This is a genomic window from Endozoicomonas sp. GU-1 (assembly GCF_027366395.1).
Classification (GTDB): Bacteria; Pseudomonadota; Gammaproteobacteria; order Pseudomonadales; family Endozoicomonadaceae; genus Endozoicomonas.
Map to the genome: position 1 here is coordinate 1594275 of NZ_CP114771.1, position 23884 is coordinate 1618158.

Here is a 23884-nt window from a genome sequence, read left to right on the forward strand (position 1 = left end):
ATCCTCTGGAATACGGGTTATAGAAGGTGTTTTTCACCGGCAACGTGTGAATGCATATCACAGCCCTTGCAGGAACTCTTCCATCCAGTCATCGTTGTTGACCAGTTCTGACTCTGTCGCCAATGAATCCAATGTCGCCAATGAATCAAAACCCCATTCCACTATTTCATCAAGCCCAAGTGGGTCTCTTCTCTTTTTCTCGCTGGCTTCATGCCATTCTTTCCGTGTTTCTGAATCCACTGCGTAGCTCATTTTGCAGATAGCAGTGCTTAATTCAACAGAAGTCATTCGGCTTCGGTGGGGTTCCAGCAGTTCAAGTTCTGCATTTCCCAATTCGCGAAAACGACCCAGAGCTTCCATTGCCACGTCAAAGTCAGATAGCGGCCATTGAATGCGACTGTTGGCAACCTGGTTCCCTTGAGTTGGTATGCTTGCCCTTGCTGGAAGTCCTTGCTGAGGGATTGATGTTACTACTGGCGTTTTTGCTGCCTCAATCTGTTCCAACTTTGCAACCACCGCTTTCTTAACGAGGTCTGGAACCATGCCGTCTTTATCATCTTTGATAACCGGGCTGAGTGCCGTGCATAAACGGGCGTTTAGCTGGCCGCTGCTGGCATAGTGCTCAAGAGATGACCAGACCGCAGGCTTTAATGGTTTATGGCAATTGATTAGTCTAATAATCAGAGAGGGTGCCACCAGGTGTGGTATTTTTTTAGGCTTGGCTTTCTTGGGCTCTTTGGTTCTCGCTTTCATTTGGGCTAATTTTGCCTCAAGCCTGATCGCATAGGGATCGCGCTTGTCCTGAGGCTTTTTATACCATTGTTCTGTGAACTCGGTTGCCTTGAAAAAGGCGGTTAACTGTTGCAATGTCCAGTTCTTTATAACAAAGCCGGTATCTCTCGGGGTAAACTCTGGATTTTGGAGTACCACCGGATCGCCATCGTCTGGCAAAACGGTTAGTCTTTGATTCTTGAATTGATACTCTGTTTGTTCAAGCTCAATTAACATGGCCGTAATAAAACGCCACAGGCGTTCCTGGCCCGACATGGCGGGATCACCACCGACCATCACCCCTCTTTTATCATCTGTTGCCACTCGGTTTGAAAAGCAGAGATCCGGTATTTTCCCTTGTTCAGGTAGAGAGTGGTTGGTGAGCAGCATTCCTTCCAGCAACCGTTGCTGAATCGTGACATCAGGAGCGGTTTCAGGGGTAGCCTGATAGTCAAGACAGGCATCCATGAATTGCTGCATTTTGTGTGGTCCAAGCACCCGATGTAACCCGCGCCATTGTGAGGTGGTGGGCAAGGTTTTGAATAACCCATCCATCTTATCCGCGTATTTTGAGCGGTTATCTTCTGATTGTTGCCAGAGAATCTCCAGCATCGTGCGTTTGGATTGCGTGAAGTCAAATCGCTGGCCAAGCTGTTGGCAAAGTGGTTTTAATGCATACCACTGTTCCTGAGTTGGGGCTGGCTTCAGGTTTCTGCACAGTTCAAGGTATTCCTGCCTCTCAGATTCAGGGAGTTGCGTTAGTGCAAATTTTGTTAAAGCCAGTGGTGCAGGAATGGCTAATGCCTTAGTGAGTACTCCTTTGCAGCGTGGATTTTCACGATATTTTTCCATCCAGAACTGGATGCCAGTTCCGCCATGGATAGCCAATATCGGTAGCAATGATTTCAGCGCAGCACGAACGGCCACTCTGTCATTTCGAGGACTCTTGTGGGCCGCCAGATATTGTTGGAATTCGGCAAATTTCATGCGCCATTTTGCGGGCCCAGAGAAGAACAGAGCCAGTGCTTTCATTTGACTCGATTCTAAAAGATCTTCATCGCTATTGTCGTCTCCATGTTCAGTGGTACAACCATGCTGATTAAGACATTGGCGCAGTGTTTTCTCATTTTCAGTCAGTTTTTCTGCTGAGGGCAAACCAAAACTTGCAAATATTCGGCAAGAAAGTTTCAGAATATTCTTATTTTCATCCGAGGATAGCCATTGCACGAACGCTTCCACCTTCGCTTTGTCGGGCAAGCCTTTGCCATGACACATGGAGGAAAAGGCCCGCAGCAGTTCCAGGCTGAATTTGCCGTTCACCTTCCAGCACTCCCACGCTTTGAGCGCTTCCACCTTCGTTTTGTCGGGCAAGCCTTTGCCATTACACATGGGGGAAAAGGCCCGCAGCAGTTCCAGGCTGAATTCGCCGTTCACCTTCCAGCACTCCCACGCTTTGAGCGCTTCCACCTTCGCTTTGTCGGGCAGGCCCCTGGTGCTCATCATGGAGGAAAAGGCCCGCAGCAGTTCCAGACTGAATTCGCCGTTCACCTTCCAGCACTCCCACGCTTTGAGCGCTTCCACCTTCGCTTTGTCGGGCAAGCCCCTACTGCTCATCATGGAGGAAAAGGCCCGCAGCAGTTCCAGGCTGAATTCGCCGTTCACCTTCCAGCACTCCCACGCTTTGAGCGCTTCCACCTTCGCTTGGTCGGGCAAGCCCCTACTGCTCATCATGGAGGAAAAGGCCCGCAGCAGTTGCAGGCTGAATTCGCCGTTCACCTTCCAGCACTCCCACGCCACGAACGTTTCCACCTTCGCTTTGTCGGGCAAGCCTTTGCCATTACACATGGAGGAAAAGGCCCGCAGCAGTTCCAGGCTGAATTCGCCGTTCACCTTCCAACACTCCCACGCCACGAACGCTTCCACCTTCGCTTTGTCGGGTAAGCCTTTGCTATTACACATGGAAGAAAAGGCCCGCAGCAGTTCCAGGCTGAATTCGCCGTTCACCTTCCAGCACTCCCACGCTTTGAGCGCTTCCACCATCGCTTTGTCGGGCAAGCCCCTACTGCTCATCATGGAGGAAAAGGCCCGCAGCAGTTCCAGGCTGAATTCGCCGTTCACCTTCCAGCACTCCCACGCTTTGAGCGCTTCCACCTTCGCTTTGTCGGGCAAGCCTTTGCCATTACACATGGAGGAAAAGGCCCGCAGCAGTTCCAGGCTGAATTCGCCGTTCACCTTCCAGCACTCCCACGCTTTGAGCGCTTCCACCTCCGCTTTGTCGGGCAAGCCTTTGCCATTACACATGGAGGCAATCTGTTTCAAGCATGGGTTAGCAGCAACCGCCTGAATGTTTTCCTCGCTTTCTTCTGCAAACTTTTTTATCTGAGTCTTCAACTTGAGCATGCTGGTAAGGCAGCTGGTATTGGTAACCTGCTGGGGATTGACCGCTAAAAAGAAGGTGTTGGCCTTGGCAAAATAGCCTTTGAAAGTCTGAGAATCTTTAACAATGCTGAAGTTTTTTAACCTGGAAAAGAGGGAATGTGCAGGCGGCTTTCCCCTGTCTCGCGCTAACTGGATTTTCCTGTCTTTGAGGTTTTTCAGAAGAGTCCCGGCATTCGTTAATATTGCTTGAATTTCTTGATTATTGAAATGTGTTCGCAGTTCATTTTGCTGGCTTACAGAAAATTCTGAAATTGATGTTTCACTGTTATTTTCTGTAGTGAGCGGTACATCCTTCATTGGTTCAGGCATGACCTGCACCATCGCTGAGGTATGTTCATTGCCAGTTAATAGCCTGTTGTCGCTGACTATTGGTAGATTTCTTGATAGGAAACTGATCACTCCCGGAAGCCTGGCAGCTGGGTCAGCAGGCATGGCCGGTTCGGTCTCCATTGGCTCCGGATTAGCAGGTAGCGAAGTTGCAGAACACACAATACGCCTGCTGTTGTCAGTAACACGCCTGCGCTTTATGGATGGGATGGGCCCGGATTCAGATTGCAGTTGATGCGGTGGAAATATTCCAGTGACCGTTGTTGTCTGTTCCACCCGGTAACCTGACATGGATCGCTTTCTATCTTGTTTTCGGCTGTTTGCTGGCCGGTGCCTTCTGGCTTTAGTGGCTGTTAACGGGGATGCCGTGCCTGCGGTTACTGAGGAGGAAGGTGACTGCATGGTTTCTTCGGGGATTACCTGTTTCCAGTTGGAGAATCGTCTTGGGATGACAACAATAGAACTGACCTGGTCAGCCCGGTAAAGTTCCGGGTAGCCGGTATCAGGGAAGGCTGACCTGTTTTGTCAGGCAGTCTGGAGAATCAGGGTGCAGACGAGCTTTGTCGTCATTTGAACGGTCGAATAAATATTGAAGCAGTCGTATGCACCGATGCAAGCCTTGCATATCACAGCCCTTGCAGGAACTCTTCCATCCAGTCATCGTTGTTGACCAGTTCTGACTCTGTCGCCAATGAATCCAATGTCGCCAATGAATCAAAACCCCATTCCACTATTTCATCAAGCCCAAGTGGGTCTCTTCTCTTTTTCTCGCTGGCTTCATGCCATTCTTTCCGTGTTTCTGAGTCCACTGCGTAGCTCATTTTGCAGATAGCAGTGCTTAATTCAACATAAGTCATTCGGCTTCGGTGGGGTTCCAGCAGTTCAAGTTCTGCATTTCCCAGTTCGTGAAAACGATCCAGAGTTTCCATTGCCGCGTCAAAGTCAGATAGCGGCCCTTGAATGCGACTGTTGGCAACCGGGTTCCCTTGAGTCGGTATGCTTGCCCTTGCTGGAAGTCCTTGCTGCGGGATTGATGTTACTACTGGCGTTTTTGCTGCCTCAATCTGTTCCAACTTTGCAACCACCGCTTTCCTAACGAGGTCTGGAACCATGCCGTCTTTATCATCTTTGATAACCGGGCTAAGTGCCGTGCATAAACGGGCGTTTAGCTGGCCGCTGCTGGCATAGTGTTCAAGAGATGACCAGACCGCAGGCTTTAATGGTTTATGGCAATTGATTAGACTGATAATCAGAGAGGGTGCCACCAGGTGTGGTATTTTTTTAGGCTTGGCTTTCTTGGGCTCTTTGGTTCTCGATTTTATTTGGGCTAATTTTGCCTCAAGCCTGATCGCATAGAGATCGCGCTTGTCCTGAGGCTTTTTATACCATTGTTCTGTGAACTCGGTTGCCTTGAAAAAGGCGGTTAACTGTTGCAATGTCCAGTTCTTGATAACAAAGCCGGTATCTCTCAGGGTAAACTTTGGATTTTGGAGTACCACCGGATCGCCATCGTCTGGCAAAACGGTTAGCCTTTGATTCTTGAATTGATATTCTGTTTGTTCAAGCTCAACTAACATGGCCGTGATAAAGTGCCACAGGCGTTCCTGGCCCGACATGGCGGGATCACCACCGACCATCACCCCTCTTTTATCATCTGTTGCCACTCGGTTTGAAAAGCAGAGATCCGGTATTTTCTCTGGTTCAGGTAGAGCGTGGTTGGTGAGCAGCATTCCTGCCAGCAACCGTTGCTGAGTCGTGACATCAGGAGCGGTTTCAGGGGTAGCCTGATAGTCAAGACAGGCATCCATGAATTGCTGCATTTGGTGTTGTCCAAGCACCCGATGTAACCCGCGCCACTGTGAGATGGTGGGCAAGGTTTTGAATAGCTCATCCATCCTATCCGCGTATTTTGAGCGGTTATCTTCTGATTGTTGCCAGAGAATCTCCAGCATCGTGCGTTTGGATTGCATGAAGTCAAATCGCTGGCCAAGCTGTTGGCAAAGTGGTTTTAATGCATACCACTGTTCCTGAGTTGGGGCTGGCTTCAGGTTTCTGCACAGTTCAAGGTATTCCTGCATCTCAGATTCAGGGAGTTGCGTTAGTGCAAATTTTGTTAAAGCCAGTGGTGCAGGAATGGCTAATGCCTGAGTGAGTACTCCTTTGCAGCGTGGATTTTCACGATATTTTTCCATCCAGAACTGGATACCAGTTCCTCCATGGATAGCCAATATCGGTAGCAATGATTTCAGCGCAGCACGAACAGCCACTCTGTCATGTCGAGGACTCTTGTGGGCAGCCAGATATTGTTGGAATTCGGCAATTTTCATGCGCCATGTTGCGGGCCCGGAGAAGAACAGAGCCAGTGCTTTCATATGACTCGATTCTAAAAGATCTTCATCACTATTGTCGTCTCCATGTTCAGTGGTACAGCCATGCTGATTAAGACATTGGCGCAGTGTTTTCTCATTTTCAGTCAGTTTTTCTCTTGAGGGCAAACCAAAACTGGCAAATATTCGACAAGAAAGTTTCAGAATATTCTTATTTTCATCCGAGGGTAGCCATTGAACGAACGCTTCCACCTTCGCTTTGTCGGGCAAGCCTTTGCCATGACACATGGAGGAAAAGGCCCGCAGCAGTTCCAGGCTGAATTCGCCGTTCACCTTCCAGCACTCCCACGCTTTGAGCGCTTCCACTTTCGCTTTGTCGGGCAAGCCCCTACTGCACATCATGGAGGAAAAGGCCCGCAGCAGTTCCAGGCTGAATTCGCCGTTCACCTTCCAGCACTCCCACGCTTTGAGCGCTTCCACCTTCGCTTTGTCGGGCAAGCCTTTGCCATTACACATGGAGGAAAAGGCCCGCAGCAGTTCCAGGCTGAATTCGCCGTTCACCTTCCAGCACTCCCACACCACGAACGCTTCCACCTTTGCTTTGTCGGGCAAGCCCCTACTGCTCATCATGGAGGAAAAGGCCCGCAGCAGTTCCAGGCTGAATTCGCCGTTCACCTTCCAGCACTCCCACGCTTTGAGCGCTTCCACCTTCGCTTTGTCGGGCAAGCCTTTGCCATGACACATGGAGGAAAAGGCCCGCAGCAGTTCCAGGCTGAATTCGCCGTTCACCTTCCAGCACTCCCACGCTTTGAGCGCTTCCACCTTCGCTTTGTCGGGCAAGCCCCTACTGCTCATCATGGAGGAAAAGGCTCGCAGCAGTTCCAGGCTGAATTTGCCGTTCATCTTCCAGCACTCCCACGCTTTGAGCGCTTCCACCTTCGCTTTGTCGGGCAAGCCTTTGCCATGACACATGGAGGAAAAGGCCCGCAGCAGTTCCAGGCTGAATTCGCCGTTCACCTTCCAGCACTCCCACGCCACGAACGCTTCCACCTTCGCTTTGTCGGGCAAGCCTTTGCCATGACACATGGAGGAAAAGGCCCGCAGCAGTTCCAGGCTGAATTCGCCGTTCACCTTCCAGCACTCCCACGCCACGAACGCTTCCACCTTCGCTTTGTCGGGCAAGCCCCTAGTGCTCATCATGGAGGAAAAGGCCCGCAGCAGTTCCAGGCTGAATTCGCCGTTCACCTTCCAGCACTCCCACACCACGAACGCTTCCACCTTCGCTTTGTCGGGCAAGCCTTTGCCATTACACATGGAGGAAAAGGCCCGCAGCAGTTCCAGGCTGAATTCGCCGTTCACCTTCCAGCACTCCCACACCACGAACGCTTCCACCTTCGCTTTGTCAGGCAAGCCTTTGCAATGACACATGGAGGAAAAGGCCCGCAGCAGTTCCAGGCTGAATTCGCCGTTCACCTTCCAGCACTCCCACGCTTTGAGCGCTTCCACCTTCGCTTTGTCGGGCAAGCCTTTTCCATGACACATGGAGGAAAAGGCCCGCAGCAGTTCCAGGCTGAATTCGCCGTTCACCTTCCAGCACTCCCACGCTTTGAGCGCTTCCACCTTCGCTTTGTCGGGCAAGCCTTTGCCATTACACATGGAGGCAATCTGTTTCAAGCATGGGTTAGCAGCAACCGCCTGAATATTTTCCTCGCTTTCTTCTGCAAACTTTTTTATCTGAGTCTTCGACTTGAGCATGCTGGTAAGGCAGCTGGTATTGGTAATCTGCTGGGGATTTACAGCTAAAAAGAACGTGTTGGCCCTGGCAAAATAGCCTTTGAAAGTCTGAGAATCTTTAACAATGCTGAATTTTTTTAACTTGGAAAAGAGGGAATGTGCGGGCGGCTTTCCCCTGTCTCGCGCTAACTGGATTTTCCTGTCTTTGAGGTTTTTCAGAAGAGTCCCGGCATTCTTTAATATTGCTTGAATTTCTTGATTATTTAAATGTGTTCGCAGTTCATTTTGCTGGCTTACAGAAAATTCTGAAATTGATGTTCCACTGTTAATTTCTGTAGTGAGCGGTACATCCTTCATTGATTCAGGCATGACCTGCACCATCGCTGAGGTATGTTCATTGCCAGTTAATAGCCTGTTGTCGCTGACTATTGGTAGATTTCTTGATAGGAAACTGATCACTCCCGGAAGCCTGGCAGCTGGGTCAGCAGGCATGGCCGGTTCGGTCTCCATTGGCTCCGGATTAGCAGGTAGCGAAGTTGCAGAACACACAATACGCCTGCTGTTGTCAGTAACACGCCTGCGCTTTATGGATGGGATGGGCCCGGATTCAGATTGCAGTTGATGCGGTGGAAATATTCCAGTGACCGTTGTTGTCTGTTCCACCCGGTAACCTGACATGGATCGCTTTCTATCTTGTTTTCGGCTGTTTGCTGGCCGGTGCCTTCTGGCTTTAGTGGCTGTTAACGGGGATGCCGTGCCTGCGGTTACTGAGGAGGAAGGTGACTGCATGGTTTCTTCGGGGATTACCTGTTTCCAGTTGGAGAATCGTCTTGGGATGACAACAATAGAACTGACCTGGTCAGCCCGGTAAAGTTCCGGGTAGCCGGTATCAGGGAAGGCTGACCTGTTTTGTCAGGCAGTCTGGAGAATCAGGGTGCAGACGAGCTTTGTCGTCATTTGAACGGTCGAATAAATATTGAAGCAGTCGTATGCACCGATGCAAGCCTTGCATATCACAGCCCTTGCAGGAACTCTTCCATCCAGTCATCGTTGTTGACCAGTTCTGACTCTGTCGCCAATGAATCCAATGTCGCCAATGAATCCAAATCCCATGCCACTATTTCATCAAGCCCAAGTGGGTCTCTTCTCTTTTTCTCGCTGGCTTCATGCCATTCTTTCCGTGTTTCTGAGTCCACTGCGTAGCTCATTTTGCAGATAGCAGTGCTTAATTCAACATAAGTCATTCGGCTTCGGTGGGGTTCCAGCAGTTCAAGTTCTGCATTTCCCAGTTCGTGAAAACGATCCAGAGTTTCCATTGCCGCGTCAAAGTCAGATAGCGGCCCTTGAATGCGACTGTTGGCAACCGGGTTCCCTTGAGTCGGTATGCTTGCCCTTGCTGGAAGTCCTTGCTGCGGGATTGATGTTACTACTGGCGTTTTTGCTGCCTCAATCTGTTCCAACTTTGCAACCACCGCTTTCCTAACGAGGTCTGGAACCATGCCGTCTTTATCATCTTTGATAACCGGGCTAAGTGCCGTGCATAAACGGGCGTTTAGCTGGCCGCTGCTGGCATAGTGTTCAAGAGATGACCAGACCGCAGGCTTTAATGGTTTATGGCAATTGATTAGACTGATAATCAGAGAGGGTGCCACCAGGTGTGGTATTTTTTTAGGCTTGGCTTTCTTGGGCTCTTTGGTTCTCGATTTTATTTGGGCTAATTTTGCCTCAAGCCTGATCGCATAGAGATCGCGCTTGTCCTGAGGCTTTTTATACCATTGTTCTGTGAACTCGGTTGCCTTGAAAAAGGCGGTTAACTGTTGCAATGTCCAGTTCTTGATAACAAAGCCGGTATCTCTCAGGGTAAACTCTGGATTTTGGAGTACCACCGGATCGCCATCGTCTGGCAAAACGGTTAGCCTTTGATTCTTGAATTGATATTCTGTTTGTTCAAGCTCAACTAACATGGCCGTGATAAAGTGCCACAGGCGTTCCTGGCCCGACATGGCGGGATCACCACCGACCATCACCCCTCTTTTATCATCTGTTGCCACTCGGTTTGAAAAGCAGAGATCCGGTATTTTCTCTGGTTCAGGTAGAGCGTGGTTGGTGAGCAGCATTCCTGCCAGCAACCGTTGCTGAGTCGTGACATCAGGAGCGGTTTCAGGGGTAGCCTGATAGTCAAGACAGGCATCCATGAATTGCTGCATTTGGTGTTGTCCAAGCACCCGATGTAACCCGCGCCACTGTGAGATGGTGGGCAAGGTTTTGAATAGCTCATCCATCCTATCCGCGTATTTTGAGCGGTTATCTTCTGATTGTTGCCAGAGAATCTCCAGCATCGTGCGTTTGGATTGCATGAAGTCAAATCGCTGGCCAAGCTGTTGGCAAAGTGGTTTTAATGCATACCACTGTTCCTGAGTTGGGGCTGGCTTCAGGTTTCTGCACAGTTCAAGGTATTCCTGCCTCTCAGATTCAGGGAGTTGCGTTAGTGCAAATTTTGTTAAAGCCAGTGGTGCAGGAATGGCTAATGCCTGAGTGAGTACTCCTTTGCAGCGTGGATTTTCACGATATTTTTCCATCCAGAACTGGATACCAGTTCCTCCATGGATAGCCAATATCGGTAGCAATGATTTCAGCGCAGCACGAACAGCCACTCTGTCATTTCGAGGACTCTTGTGGGCAGCCAGATATTGTTGGAATTCGGCAAATTTCATGCGCCATTTTGCTGGCCCAGAGAAGAACAGAGCCAGTGCTTTCATTTGACTTGATTCTAAAAGATCTTCATCACTATTGTCGTCTCCATGTTCAGTGGTACAACCATGCTGATTAAGACATTGGCGAAGTGTTTTCTCATTTTCAGTCAGTTTTTTTCCTGAGGGCAAACCAAAACTGGCAAATATTCGGCAAGAAAGTTTCAGAATATTCTTATTTTCATCCGAGGGTAGCCATTGAACGAACGCTTCCACCTTCGCTTTGTCGGGCAAGCCCCTACTGCTCATCATGGAGGAAAAGGCCCGCAGCAGTTCCAGGCTGAATTCGCCGTTCACCTTCCAGCACTCCCACGCCACGAACGCTTCCACCTTCGCTTTGTCGGGCAAGCCTTTGCCATGACACATGGAGGAAAAGGCCCGCAGCAGTTCCAGGCTGAACTCGCCGTTCACCTTCCAGCACTGCCACGCTTTGAGCGCTTCCACCTTCGCTTTGTCGGGCAAGCCTTTGCTATGACACATGGAGGAAAAGGCCCGCAGCAGTTCCAGGCTGAATTCGCCGTTCACCTTCCAGCACTCCCACGCCAAGAACGCTTCCACCTTCGCTTTGTCGGGCAAGCCGTTGCCATTAAACATGGAGGAAATGGCCCGCAGCAGTTCCAGGCTGAATTCGCCGTTCACCTTCCAGCACTCCCACGCTTTGAGCGCTTCCACCTTCGCTTTGTCGGGCAAGCCTTTGCCATTACACATGGAGGAAAAGGCCCGCAGCAGTTCCAGGCTGAATTCGCCGTTCACCTTCCAGCACTCCCACGCTTTGAGCGCTTCCACCTTCGCTTTGTCGGGCAAGCCCCTACTGCTCATCATGGAGGAAAAGGCCCGCAGCAGGTCCAGGCTGAATTTGCCGTTCACCTTCCAGCACTCCCACGCCACGAACGCTTCCACCTTCGCTTTGTCGGGCAAGCCCCTACTGCTCATCATGGAGGAAAAGGCCCGCAGCAGTTCCAGGCTGAATTCGCCGTTCACCTTCCAGCACTCCCACGCCACGAACGCTTTCACCTTCGCTTTGTCGGGCAAGCCTTTGCCATGACACATGGAGGAAAAGGCCCGCAGCAGGTCCAGGCTGAATTCGCCGTTCACCTTCCAGCACTCCCACGCCACGAACGCTTTCACCTTCGCTTTGTCGGGCAAGCCCCTAGTGCTCATCATGGAGGAAAAGGCCCGCAGCAGGTCCAGGCTGAATTCGCCGTTCACCTTCCAGCACTCCCACGTTATGAACGCTTCCACCTTCGCTTTGTCGGGCAAGCCTTTGCCATGACACATGGAGGAAAAGGCCCGCAGCAGTTCCAGGCTGAATTCGCCGTTCACCTTCCAGCACTCCCACGCTTTGAGCGCTTCCACCTTCGCTTTGTCGGGTAAGCCCCTTCTGCTCATCATGGAGGAAAAGGCCCGCAGCAGTTCCAGGCTGAATTCGCCGTTCACCTTCCAGCACTCCCATGCTACGAACGCTTCCACCTTCGCTTTGCCGGGCAAGCCTTTGCCATTACACATGGAGGAAAAGGCCCGCAGCAGTTCCAGGCTGAATTCGCCGTTCACCTTCCAGCACTCCCACGCCACGAACGCTTCCACCTTCGCTTTGTCGGGCAAGCCTTTGCCATTACACATGGAGGCAATCTGTTTCAAGCATGGGTTAGCAGCAACCGCCTGAATGTTTTCCTCGCTTTCTTCTGCAAACTTTTTTATCTGAGTCTTCGAGTAGAGCATGCTGGTAAGGCAGCTGGTATTGGTAATCTGCTGGGGATTGACAGCTAAAAAGAACGTGTTGGCCCTGGCAAAATAGCCTTTGAAAGTCTGAGAATCTTTAACAATGCTGAAGTTTTTTAACTTGGAAAAGAGGGAATGTGCGGGCGGTTTTCCCCTGTCTCGCGCTAACTGGATGTTCCTGTCTTTGAGGTTTTTCAGAAGAGTCCCGGCATTCGTTAATACTGCTTGAATTTCTTGATTATTTAAATGTGTTCGCAGTTCATTTTGTTGGCTTACAGAAAATTCTGAAATTGATGTTTCACTGTTATTTTCTGTAGTGAGCGGCACATCCTTTATTGGTTCAGGCATGACCTGCACCATCGCTGAGGTATGTTCATTGCCAGCTAATAGCCTGTTGTCGCTGACTGTTGGTAGATTTCTTAATAGGGAGCTGATCACTCCCGGAAGCCCTGAAGCTGCGTCAGCAGGCATGGCCGGTTCTGTCTCCATTGGCTCCGGATTAGCAGGTAGCGAAGTTGCAGAACAGACTATACGCCTGCTGTTGTCAGTAACACGCCTGCGCTTTATGGGTGGGATGGGCCCGGATTCAGATTGCAGTTGATGCGGTGGCAATGTTCCAGTGCCCGTTGTTGTCTGTTCCACCTGGTAACCTGACATGGATCGCTTTCTTTCTTGTTTTCGGCTGTTTGCTGGCCGGTGCCTTCCGGCTTCAGTGGATGTTAACGGGGATGCCGTGTCTGCGGTTACTGAGGAGGAAGGTGACTGCATGGTTTCTCCGGGGATTACCTGTTTCCAGTTGGAGAATCGTCTGGCAATGACAACAATAGAACTGACCTGGTCAGCCCGGTAAAGTTCCAGGCAGCCGGTATCAAACAAGGCTGACCTGTTTTGTCAGGCACTCTGGCTGTGAGATGTGTTTATACCAACTCCACCTTCTAAATATGAACTGCGCAGCCATTTTGAACCGCTGGATCTTCGTTGGAATTCCTCGCAATAGCCCTGCTATTACTCGTCATTCCGCCTTGCCCAGCGGCCCAAAATGACTTGCTCGTTATCATATTTAGAAGGTGGAATTGGTATTACACATGAGAAGCTTGCGAGAACCTTGGGGTTCACCTTTAAAGAACAGGTGTCATCCTCTGGAATACGGGTTATAGAAGGTGTTTTTCACCGGCAACGTGTGAATGCATATCACAGCCCTTGCAGGAACTCTTCCATCCAGTCATCGTTGTTGACCAGTTCTGACTCTGTCGCCAATGAATCCAATGTCGCCAACGAATCCAAATCCCATGCCACTATTTCATCAAGCCCAAATGGGTCTCTTCTCCTTTTCTCGCTGGCTTCATGCCATTCTTTCCGTGTTTCTGAATCCACTGCGTAGCTCATTTTGCAGATAGCCGTGCTTAATTCAACAGAAGCCATTCGGCTTCGGTGGGGTTCCAGCAGTTCAAGTTCTGCATTTCCCAGTTCGTGAAAACGATCCAGCGCTTCCATTGCCGCGTCAAAGTCAGATAGCGGCCCTTGAATGCGACTGTTGGCAACCTGGTTCCCTTGAGTCGGTATGCTTGCCCTTGCTGGAAGTCCTTGCTGAGGGATTGATGTTACTACTGGCGTTTTTGCTGCCTCAATCTGTTCCAACTTTGCAACCACCGCTTTCTTAACGAGGTCTGGAACAATGCCGTCTTTATCATCTTTGATAACCGGGCTGAGTGCCGTGCATAAACGGGCGTTTAGCTGGCCGCTGCTGGCATAGTGTTCAAGAGATGACCAGACCGCAGGCTTTAATGGTTTATGGCAATTGATTAGACTGATAATCAGAGAGGGTGCCACCAGGTGTGGTATTTTTTTAGGCTTGGCTTTCTTGGGCTCTTTGGTTCTCGATTTTATTTGGGCTAATTTTGCCTCAAGCCTGATTGCATAGAGATCGCGCTTGTCCTGAGGCTTTTTATACCATTGTTCTGTGAACTCGGTTGCCTTGAAAAAGGCGGTTAACTGTTGCAATGTCCAGTTCTTGATAACAAAGCCGGTATCTCTCAGGGTAAACTCTGGATTTTGGAGTACCACCGGATCGCCATCGTCTGGCAAAACGGTTAGTCTTTGATTCTTGAATTGATATTCTGTTTGTTCAAGCTCAATTAACATGGCCGTGATAAAGCGCCACAGGCGTTCCTGGCCCGACATGGCGGGATCACCACCGACCATCACCCCTCTTTTATCATCTGTTGCCACTCGCTTTGAAAAGCAGAGATCCGGTATTTTCTCTGGTTCAGGTAGAGCGTGGTTGGTGAGCAGCATTCCTTCCAGCAACCGTTGCTGAATCGTGACATCAGGAGCAGTTTCAGGTGCAGCCTGATAGTCAAGACAGGCATCCATGAATTGCTGCATTTTGAGTTGTCCAAGCACCCGATGTAACCCGCACCACTGTGAGATGGTGGGCAAGGTTTTGAATAGCTCATCCATCTTATCCGCGTATTTTGCGCGGTTATCTTCTGATTGTTGCCAGAGAATCTCCAGCATCGTGCGTTTGGGTTGCGTGAAGTCAAATTGCTGGCCAAGCTGTTGGCAAAGTGGTTTTAATGCATACCACTGTTCCTGAGTCGGGGCTGGCTTCAGGTTTCTGCACAGTTCAAGGTATTCCTGCCTCTCAGATTCAGGGAGTTGCGTTAGTGCAAATTTTGTTAAAGCCAGTGGTGCAGGAATGGCTAATGCCTTAGTGAGTACTCCTTTGCAGCGTGGATTTTCACGATATTTTTCCATCCAGAACTGGATACCAGTTCCTCCATGGATAGCCAATATCGGTAGCAATGATTGCAGTGCAGCACGAACAGCCACTCTGTCATGTCGAGGACTCTTGTGGGCAGCCAGATATTGTTGGAATTCGGCAATTTTCATGCGCCATTTTGCAGGCCCGGAGAAGAACAGAGCCAGTGCTTTCATTTGACTCGATTCTAAAAGATCTTCATCACTATTGTCATCTCCATGTTCAGTGGTACAAACATACTGATTAAGACATTGGCGAAGTGTTTTCTCATTTTCAGTCAGTTTTTCTCCTGAGGGCAAACCAAAACTGGCAAATATTCGGCAAGAAAGTTTCAGAATATTCTTATTTTCATCCGAGGGTAGCCATTGAACGAACGCTTCCACCGTCGCTTTGTCGGGCAGGCCTTTGCCATTATACATGGAGGAAAAGGCCCGCAGCAGTTCCAGGCTGAATTCGCCGTTCACCTTCCAGCACTCCCACGCTTTGAGCACTTCCACCTTCGCTTTGTCGGGCAAGCCTTTGCCATTACACATGGAGGAAAAGGCCCGCAGCAGTTCCAGGCTGAATTCGCCGTTCACCTTCCAGCACTCCCACGCCAGGAACGCTTTCACCTTCGCTTTGTCGGGCAAGCCTTTGCCATGACACATGGAGGAAAAGGCCCGCAGCAGTTCCAGGCTGAATTCGCCGTTCACCTTCCAGCACTCCGACGCTTTGAGCGCTTCCACCTTCGCTTGGTCGGGCAAGCCTTTGCCATGACACATGGAGGAAAAGGCCCGCAGCAGTTCCAGGCTGAATTCGCCGTTCACCTTCCAGCACTCCCACGCTTTGAGCGCTTCCACCTTCGCTTTGTCGGGCAAGCCTTTGCCATTACACATGGAGGAAAGGGCCCGCAGCAGTTCCAGGCTGAATTCGCCGTTCACCTTCCAGCACTCCCACGCTTTGAGCGCTTCCACCTTCGCTTTGTCGGGCAAGCCTTTGCCATTACACATGGTGGAAAAGGCTCGCAGCAGTTCCAGGCTGAATTCGCCGTTCACCTTCCAGCACTCCGACGCTTTGAGCGCTTCCACCTTCGCTTTGTCGGGCAAGCCCCTACGGCTCATCATGGAGGAAAAGGCCCGCAGCAGTGCCAGGCTGAATTCGCCGTTCACCTTCCAGCACTCCCACGCTTTGAGCGCTTCCACCTTCGCTTTGTCGGGCAAGCCCCTAGTGCTCATCATGGAGGAAAAGGCCCGCAGCAGTGCCAGGCTGAATTCGCCGTTCACCTTCCAGCACTCCCACGCTTTGAGCGCTTCCACCTTCGCTTTTTCGGGCAAGCCTTTGCCATTACACATGGAGGAAAAGGCCCGCAGCAGTTCCAGGCTGAATTCGCCGTTCACCTTCCAGCACTCCCACGCCAGGAACGCTTCCACCTTCGCTTTGTCGGGCAAGCCTTTGCCATTACACATGGAGGAAAAGGCCCGCAGCAGTCCCAGGCTGAATTCGCCGTTCACCTTCCAGCACTCCCACGCTTTCAGCGCTTCCACCTTCGCTTTGTCGGGCAAGCCTTTGGCATGACACATGGAGGAAAAGGCCCGCAGCAGTTCCAGGCTGAATTCGCCGTTCACCTTCCAGCACTCCCACGCTTTGAGCGCTTCCACCTTCGCTTTGTCGGGCAAGCCTTTGCCATGACACATGGAGGAAAAGGCCCGCAGCAGTTCCAGGCTGAATTCGCTGTTCACCTTCCAGCACTCCCACGCAAGGAACGCTTCCACCTTCGCTTTGTCGGGCAAGCCTTTGCCATTACACATGGAGGAAAAGGCGCGCAGCAGTTCCAGGCTGAATTCGCCGTTCACCTTCCAGCACTCCCACGCTTTGAGCGCTTCCACCTTCGCTTTGTCGGGCAAGCCTTTGCCATGACACATGGAGGAAAAGGCCCGCAGCAGTTCCGGGCTGAATTCGCCGTTCACCTTCCAGCACTCCCACGCTTTGAGCGCTTCCACCTTCGCTTTGTCGGGCAAGCCTTTGCCATTACACATGGAGGCAATCTGTTTCAAGCATGGGTTAGCAGCAACCGCCTGAATGTTTTCCTCGCTTTCTTCTGCAAACTTTTTTATCTGAGTCTTCGAATTGAGCATGCTGGTAAGGCAGCTGGTATTGGTAATCTGCTGGGGATTTACAGCTAAAAAGAATGTGTTGGCCCTGGCAAAATAGCCTTTGAAAGTCTGAGAATCTTTAACAATGCTGAAGGTTTTTAACTTGGAAAAGAGGGAATGTGCGGGCGGCTTTCCCCTGTCTCGCGCTAACTGGATTTTCCTGTCTTTGAGGTTTTTCAGAAGAGTCCGGGCATTCGTTAATATTGCTTGAATTTCTTGATTATTTAAATGTGTTCGCAGTTCATTTTGCTGGCTTACAGAAAATTCTGAAATTGATGTTTCACTGTTAATTTCTGTAGTGAGCGGTACATCCTTCATTGGTTCAGGTATGACCTGCACCATCGCTGAGGTATGTTCATTGCCAGTTAATAGCCTGTTGTCGCTCACTGTTGGTAGATTTCTTGATAGGAAACTGATCACTCCCGGAAGCCTGGAAGTTGCGTCAGCAGGCATGGCCGGTTCGGTCTCCATTGGCTCCGGATTAACAGGTAGCGAAGTTGCAGAACACACAATACTCCTGTTGTTGTCAGTAACACGCCTGCGCTTTATGGATGGGATGGGCCCGGATTCAGATTGCAGTTGATGCGGTGGAAATGTTCCAGTGACCGTTGTTGTCTGTTCCACCCGGTAACCTGACATGGATCGCTTTCTTTTTTGTTTTCGGCTGTGTGCTGGCCGGTGCCTTCCGGCTTCAGTGGCTGTTAACGGGGATGCCGCGTCTGCGGTTACTGAGGAGGAAGGTGACTGCATGGTTTCTTCGGGGATTACCTGTTTCCAGTTGGAGAATCGTCTGGGGATGACAACAATAGAAGGTAAACGCTAATTTAACCAGCGTAATAGCCAACCCCGCCGGTTGCCTTGGTGGGCCACCCAGGGTCACCCACATGTACTTATCCGAGTGGATGGCCTTGCTGAGTTCCTTGAGTACCTGGATCCGGGTTTCATCAGCATTCATGATGTGGCCGACCCGCTGATGGTCTGCCATCAGGTTGATCAGGGACTGCAGTTGCAGGGACAACCGGATCAGCCAGTTGGCCATGGTCGTCCGGGTAATGGAGCCGCCATAGCGTGCCAGTATTTTTTCCTGCCGGAACAATGGCAGGGCATCGCAATATTTGGCAATGATGATCCAAGCCAGCATGCTAACGGTCACTGCGGATTTGGGAATGATATCCAGCTCTTCCCGGACTTTGGTGAAGAAGGTCTCAAGGGCACCCTGCTTCTCTTCCGGGGGCAGCTCAATACGTTCCTGAAAAGCTGGGGTCAGAAAAGCTGGGGGCAGGTCTTTCATTGTGCAAATATATTGTTTATCACCATAAACGACACGTGTTATGCAAAATGATGGCCCTGATTTTTGTCTTTCCCCGATCCCTGCCATCGTACCGGCGGACAGACGGCTTGCCCTGACCCTTTCTTCACGCGAGAAAAAAAAGACAAAAACGATTGAACACCTATAATTCCATTCTCGTATCTTATCGAGTTGTCAGTTTATGGATGCTATCAGGAGTCGATTTTCTACCTGCCGGTTAACCGCTCAACATGCCCTATTATCGGGGCCGAGTGCTGCGCCTTCCTTTTCCAGTGCTGACGATGACGACAGATCAAATCCAAACGGTGAGGCTCCGATACTGGCGGCCTGTCGCGGCAATAATCTTCCCTGGGTTCAAGAGTTGCTGGCGAACGATCCAGCTCTGGTGAACAGATCATTCCTGTCGAAAATTACTAATCCTGCCCGTCATGTGTATCCGCTCTTCATCGCTGCCCGGAACGGGCATCTCGACGTCGCGAAATGCCTGATCAAGGCTATCAACGAGGCCATGGAAACCCTGCCAGAGGCAGACAAGTCCATGGCCGCCAGGAGGTTCCTGTCGGCCGCTTGCCAGGACGGAGCGACCGCCCTCTTCATCGCTGCCCAGAACGGGCATCTCAACGTCGCAAAATGCCTGATCAAGGCGCTCAACGAGGCCGTGGGAAACCTGCCAGAGGCGGACAAGTCCACGGCGCTCAGGGTGTTCCTGTCGAGTGCTTGCGAAAACGGAGCGACCGCCTTCTTAATCGCTACCCAGAACGGGCATCTTGACGTCGTAAAATACCTGAGCGAGGCGCTTAACGAGGCCTTGGTAACCCTGCCGGAGGCGGACAAGTCCACGGCCGTCAGGAGGTTCCTGTCGGCCGCTTGCAAAGGTGGAACGACTGCCCTCTACATCGCTGCCCAGAACGGGCATCTCGGCGTGGTGAAATACCTGGTCGAGGCGCTCAACGAGGCCGTGAAAACCCTGCCGGAGGTGGACAAATCCACGGCCGTCAGGGCGTTCCTGTCGAGCGCTTGCAAAGGCGGAATGACCGCCCTCTACATCGCTGCCCAGTGCGGGCATCTCGGCGTCGTGAAATGCCTGGTCAAGTCGTTCAACGAGGCCGTGGAAACCTTGCCGGAGGCGGACAAGTCCAGGGCGGTCAGGGCGTTCCTGTCGAGTGCTTGCCAGGACGGAGCGACTGCCCTCTACACCGCTGCCGGGAACGGGCATCTCGGCGTCGTGAAATACCTGGTCGAGTCGTTCAACGAGGCCGTAAATACCCTGCCGGAGGCGGACAAGTCCAGGGCGGTCAGGGCGTTCCTGTCGGCCGCTTGCCAGGACGGAGCGACCGCACTCTACATCGCTGGCCAGAACGGGCATCTCGGCGTCGTAAAATACCTGTTCGGGGCGCTCAACGAGGCCGTGGCAAGCCTGCCAGAGGCGGACAAGTCCACGGCGGTCAGGGCGTTCCTGTCGGCCGCTTGCAAGGATGGAGCGACCGCCCTCTTCGTCGCTGCCCAGAACGGGTACGGCGCGGTTCTGAATTTTTTGCTTGAACAGGGCGCTGATCCGGAACAGAAATGGGCTCTTTGCTTTCTCGGGAAATACCGGGTCTTTAAATGGTGCTTCGCCAGGTCGCCTTTGAAGGCTGCAGGCAAGAGCGGCCATCTAGTTACGGAACGCCGTCTGGAATGCCTCCTTCAGGAAAAAAGGAGAGCCGTCAAACTGCCAAGAACAATAGCGCTGAATGAGACTGTCGCCTTAATGCCGGGCATTGAGGAAACCAGGCTGTGACTCTCTACCCGCGGTTTTAATCAAGAGAGCTCCTGAAGGATTACTCTCTGATGTGAGCATGGCAACCATCTCAAATTTCATCGTTGGGGATGGTTGCTGTTAACAGTTAATTAAATTTTTTGCTGAACTATTGTGCTTTGAGAACTCTAAAGCCCAGCTATAGTCTTACTGTATTTCATTGTGTGGCTGTTTATGAACTGTCTCAGAAACCTTCTCCCTGTATTTGGCTGTCGCGGGGTTCCTCAAAATACCTCGTCACCGGAAATGGAAATGGAAATGGAAATGGTGATGGAGAGTTCCGCTGACTGTGATGACCGTTCAAACCCCTATAATGAGGCTCCGATGCTGGCGGCATGCCGAACGGGCAATCTTGTCTGGTTGCAGGAGTTGCTGAAAGATGACTCAAATCAGGTGAACCAGTTATTCCTGTCGGGGAAAACGGGTTCACCGGTGTCTCTGCTCTACATCGCTGCCCGGTATGGGTATTTAGACGTCGTGATGTACCTGATCGACGCTTTCAGCAAGGCGGTGGAACCCCGGGCGGAAGAGGAAAAACTCTCCGCCATCAGGGCGTTCCTGTCGGCCCCTGTCGAAGACGGCGCTACTGCGCTCTACATCGCTGCCCAGAATGGGCATTCCGACGTCGTGAAGCGCCTGACCGACGCTTTCAGCAAGGCGGTGGAACCCCTGGTGGAAGAGGAAAAAATCTCCGCCATCAGGGCGTTCCTGTCGGCCCCTCGCAAAGACGGCGTTACTGCACTCTACATCGCTGCCCAGCATGGGCATTCCGACGTCGTGAAGCGCCTGACCGACGCTTTCAGCAAGGCGGTGGAACCCCTGGTGGAAGAGGAAAAACTCTCCGCCATCAGGACGTTCCTGTCGGCCCCTGTAGAAGACGGCGCTACTGCGCTCTACATCGCTGCCCAGAATGGGCATTCCGACGTCGTGAAGCGCCTGACCGACGCTTTCAGCAAGGCGGTGGAACCCCGGGCGGAAGAGGAAAAACTCTCCGCCATCAGGGCGTTCCTGTCGGCCCCTGTCGAAGACGGTGCTACTGCGCTCTACATCGCTGCCCAGAATGGGCATTCCGGCGTCGTGAAGCGCCTGACCGACGCTTTCAGCAAGGCGGTGGAACCCCTGGTGGAAGAGGAAAAACTTTCCGCCATCAGGGCGTTTCTGTCGGCCCCTCGTAAAGACGGCGTTACCGCGTTGCTTATCGCTGCCCAGAATGGGCATTTAGACGTCATGAAGCACCTGAACGGGGCTTACAGCAAGGCGGTGGAACCCCTGGTGGAAGAGGAAAAACTCTCCGCCATCACGACGTTCCTGTCGGCCCCTCGCAAAGACGGTGTTACTGCGTTGCTTATCGCTGCCCAGAATGGGTATATCGGCATCATGGAGTTTCTGGACGAGGCTTACAGCAAGGCGGTGGAACCCCTGGCGAAAGAGGAAAAACTCTTCGCCATCAGGGCGTTCCTGTCGGCCCCTCAAAAAGACGGCATTACTGCGCTCTACATCGCTGCCCGGAATGGGAACTGCGCGATTCTGAAGTTTTTGCTTGAACGAGGTATTGACCCGGAACAGGAATTGGTGAAGTGCTCTCTCGGGAAATACCGGGTCTTTAAATGGTTGTTCGTCGAATCGCCTTTGAAGGTCGCCAGGGAGAGCGGCCATTCATCTGCGCAAGCCATATTGAAACGCGCTATACAAGAAAGGAAAACGACAGAAATGATGAAAGAGGAAGAGAGGCTAACGCCGGAAACCACGGAAACGGCGCTGTGATTCACTTCCCCTGATTGCTCTCACTCCCTGATTTTGCATTCACCAGCAACATCGACTTGTTCTCCTGGCCAACCCGTACTGTGTTAACCAAGAAAGAACCCTACAAGGCATGAGCATTGGCATCAAACTATTAAACATTTGTCGATAGACAAGAAAAGCAAAAGCGGTTAATCAGTGTAAGAAGCCTGCAACGAATTGCGAAGATAAAGTTCAAATGATGGCATAAAAGGTAAGACCTGCACTCCCTTGAACCTGACCGGGGTCAGGGCCCGAAGAGGCCGAAGACCTGATGAGGTGGGAGTGAGCGGATTCCATCAGGGCCAGAGGCATTGAGACCTCATCCCAAAGGCCGGACTCTTTATTATAAGAGTGGAAGCATTACTCTTTAGTCATGATGGAAAACTTTTCCTTACAATGCGGGGCGGACCATATAACACCCTGATTTTATCTCCCGACCGTTGAACTCCATCATCATCCCGCCATTTTCATTAGACCAACCTTTACAGGAAAAAATATAAAGCGGGAACTTTTACTTAACTGGATGAACTAACGGGGTACTTGCTGAGCCAGTTTTCCGTAATTTGTCGTACAGCAGTCCTCCGGGGCTGCCTCTGATTACCCAGGTTTTTACACGCGCGAAAGCTGGGGTCGGGTCTTTCATTGTGCAAATATCTTGTTTATCACCATAAACGACAAGTGTTATGCAAAATGAAAGACCTGATGATTTTTTGAAAGCATACAGCCGAACAGTAGTTCACAAAACGTTGGTACTGCGGTTGGTGATAGCGCTCCGGCAAGAAAGGTTGTATATAAAGCGAGCTCCTGAAGGATTACTCGATGATCTGATGTGAGCATGGCAACCATCTCAAATTTCATCGTTGGGGATGGTTGCTATTAACAATTAATTAAATTTTTTGCTGAACTATTGTGCTTTGGGAACTCTAAAGTCGAGCTATAGTCTTACTGTATTTCATTGTATGGCTGTTTATGAACTGTCTCAGAAACCTTCTCCCTGTGCCTGGCTGTCGCGGGGTTCCTCAAAATACCTCGTCACCGGAAATGGTAATGGAGAGTTCCGCTGACTGTGATGACCGTTCAAACCCATATAATGAGGCTCCGCTGCTGGCGGCATGCCGAACCGGCAATCTTGTCTGGTTGCGGGAGTTGCTGAAAGATGACTCAAATCAGGTGAACCAGTTATTCCTGTCGGGAAAAACGGGTTCACCGGTGTCTCTGCTCTACATCGCTGCCCAGTATGAGCATTTAAACGTCGTGATATACCTGATCGAGGCTTTCAGGGCGGTGGAACCCCTGGCGGAAGAGGAAAAACTCTCCGCCATCACGGCGTTCCTGTCGGCCCCTCGCAAAGACGGCGTTACTGCGTTGCTTATCGCTGCCAAGAATGGGTATATCGGCATCGCGAAATCACTGGTCGAGGCGCTCAACGAGGCCGCGAAAACCCTGCCGGAGGCGGACAAGTCCACCGCCGTCAGCGCGTTCCTGTCAGCCGCTTGCCAGGACGGAGCGACCGCCCTCTTCGTCGCTGCCCAGAACGGGCATCTCGGCGTCGTGAAATGCCTGGTCGAGGCGCTCAACGAAGCCGTGAAAACCCTGCCGGAGGCGGACAAATCCACGGCCGTCAGGGCGTTCCTGTCAGCCGCTTGCCAGGGCGGAGCGACCGCACTCTACATCGCTGCCCAGAACGGGCACGGCGCGGTTCTGAATTTTTTGCTTGAACAAGGCGCTGACCCGGAACAGAAATGGGTTACTTGCTTTCTCGGGAAATACCGGGTCTTTAAATGGTGCTTCGCCAGGTCGCCTTTGAAGGCTGCAGGCAAGAGCGGCCATCTAGTTACGGAACGCCGTCTGGAATGCCTCCTTCAAGAAAAAAGGAGGGCCGTCAAACTGCCAGAAACAATAGCGGTGAATGAGACTGTCGCCTTAATGCCGGGCATTGAGGAAACGAGGCTGTGATTCACTCCGTTGGTATCATCTCATGAGCATGTCTGTTCGGTTATTTCCGGATTTTATCTTGAGAACGTACAGAAATCGC

General features: G+C 51.5%; 8 protein-coding genes. 3 read left to right on the forward strand and 5 right to left on the reverse strand.

Annotation, left to right across the window (positions count from 1 at the left end):
- Positions 1-57: 57 nt before the first annotated feature.
- The 5 genes from O3276_RS06525 to O3276_RS06555 form a co-directional block, all read right to left on the reverse strand.
- Positions 58-3939: a hypothetical protein gene (locus tag O3276_RS06525; RefSeq protein ID WP_269674913.1), complete on the reverse strand. Its 3882-nt coding sequence runs from the start codon at positions 3937-3939 to the stop codon at positions 58-60.
- A 224-nt stretch (positions 3940-4163) separates the two neighbouring features.
- The gene (locus O3276_RS06535) at positions 4164-8387 is read right to left on the reverse strand and encodes a hypothetical protein (protein WP_269674914.1); all 4224 of its coding nucleotides are present in this window, start codon (positions 8385-8387) and stop codon (positions 4164-4166) included.
- Positions 8388-8611: 224 nt separating this feature from the next.
- The gene (locus O3276_RS06545; protein WP_269674915.1) at positions 8612-12943 is read right to left on the reverse strand and encodes a hypothetical protein; all 4332 of its coding nucleotides are present in this window, start codon (positions 12941-12943) and stop codon (positions 8612-8614) included.
- A 315-nt stretch (positions 12944-13258) separates the two neighbouring features.
- Positions 13259-17710 (reverse strand): hypothetical protein, encoded by a 4452-nt coding sequence (locus O3276_RS06550; protein ID WP_269674916.1) that lies wholly within the window; start codon positions 17708-17710, stop codon positions 13259-13261.
- Positions 17652-18251 (reverse strand): IS66 family transposase, encoded by a 600-nt coding sequence (locus O3276_RS06555; RefSeq protein WP_269674917.1) that lies wholly within the window; start codon positions 18249-18251, stop codon positions 17652-17654. Before O3276_RS06555 ends, O3276_RS06550 begins: the two co-directional genes overlap by 59 nt.
- 199 nt (positions 18252-18450) lie before the next feature.
- On the opposite strand from O3276_RS06555, the gene O3276_RS06560 reads away from it, so the two are divergent.
- The 3 genes from O3276_RS06560 to O3276_RS06570 all read left to right on the forward strand — a co-directional run bounded on the left by O3276_RS06560 (position 18451) and on the right by O3276_RS06570 (position 23805).
- Positions 18451-20049 (forward strand): ankyrin repeat domain-containing protein, encoded by a 1599-nt coding sequence (locus O3276_RS06560; RefSeq protein WP_332328190.1) that lies wholly within the window; start codon positions 18451-18453, stop codon positions 20047-20049.
- A 192-nt stretch (positions 20050-20241) separates the two neighbouring features.
- A complete protein-coding gene (locus O3276_RS06565) occupies positions 20242-21831 on the forward strand; it encodes an ankyrin repeat domain-containing protein (RefSeq protein ID WP_269674919.1) in 1590 nt (529 codons plus the stop codon).
- Between the two features lie 987 nt (positions 21832-22818).
- Positions 22819-23805: an ankyrin repeat domain-containing protein gene (locus O3276_RS06570; RefSeq protein ID WP_269674920.1), complete on the forward strand. Its 987-nt coding sequence runs from the start codon at positions 22819-22821 to the stop codon at positions 23803-23805.
- Positions 23806-23884 lie beyond the last annotated feature (79 nt).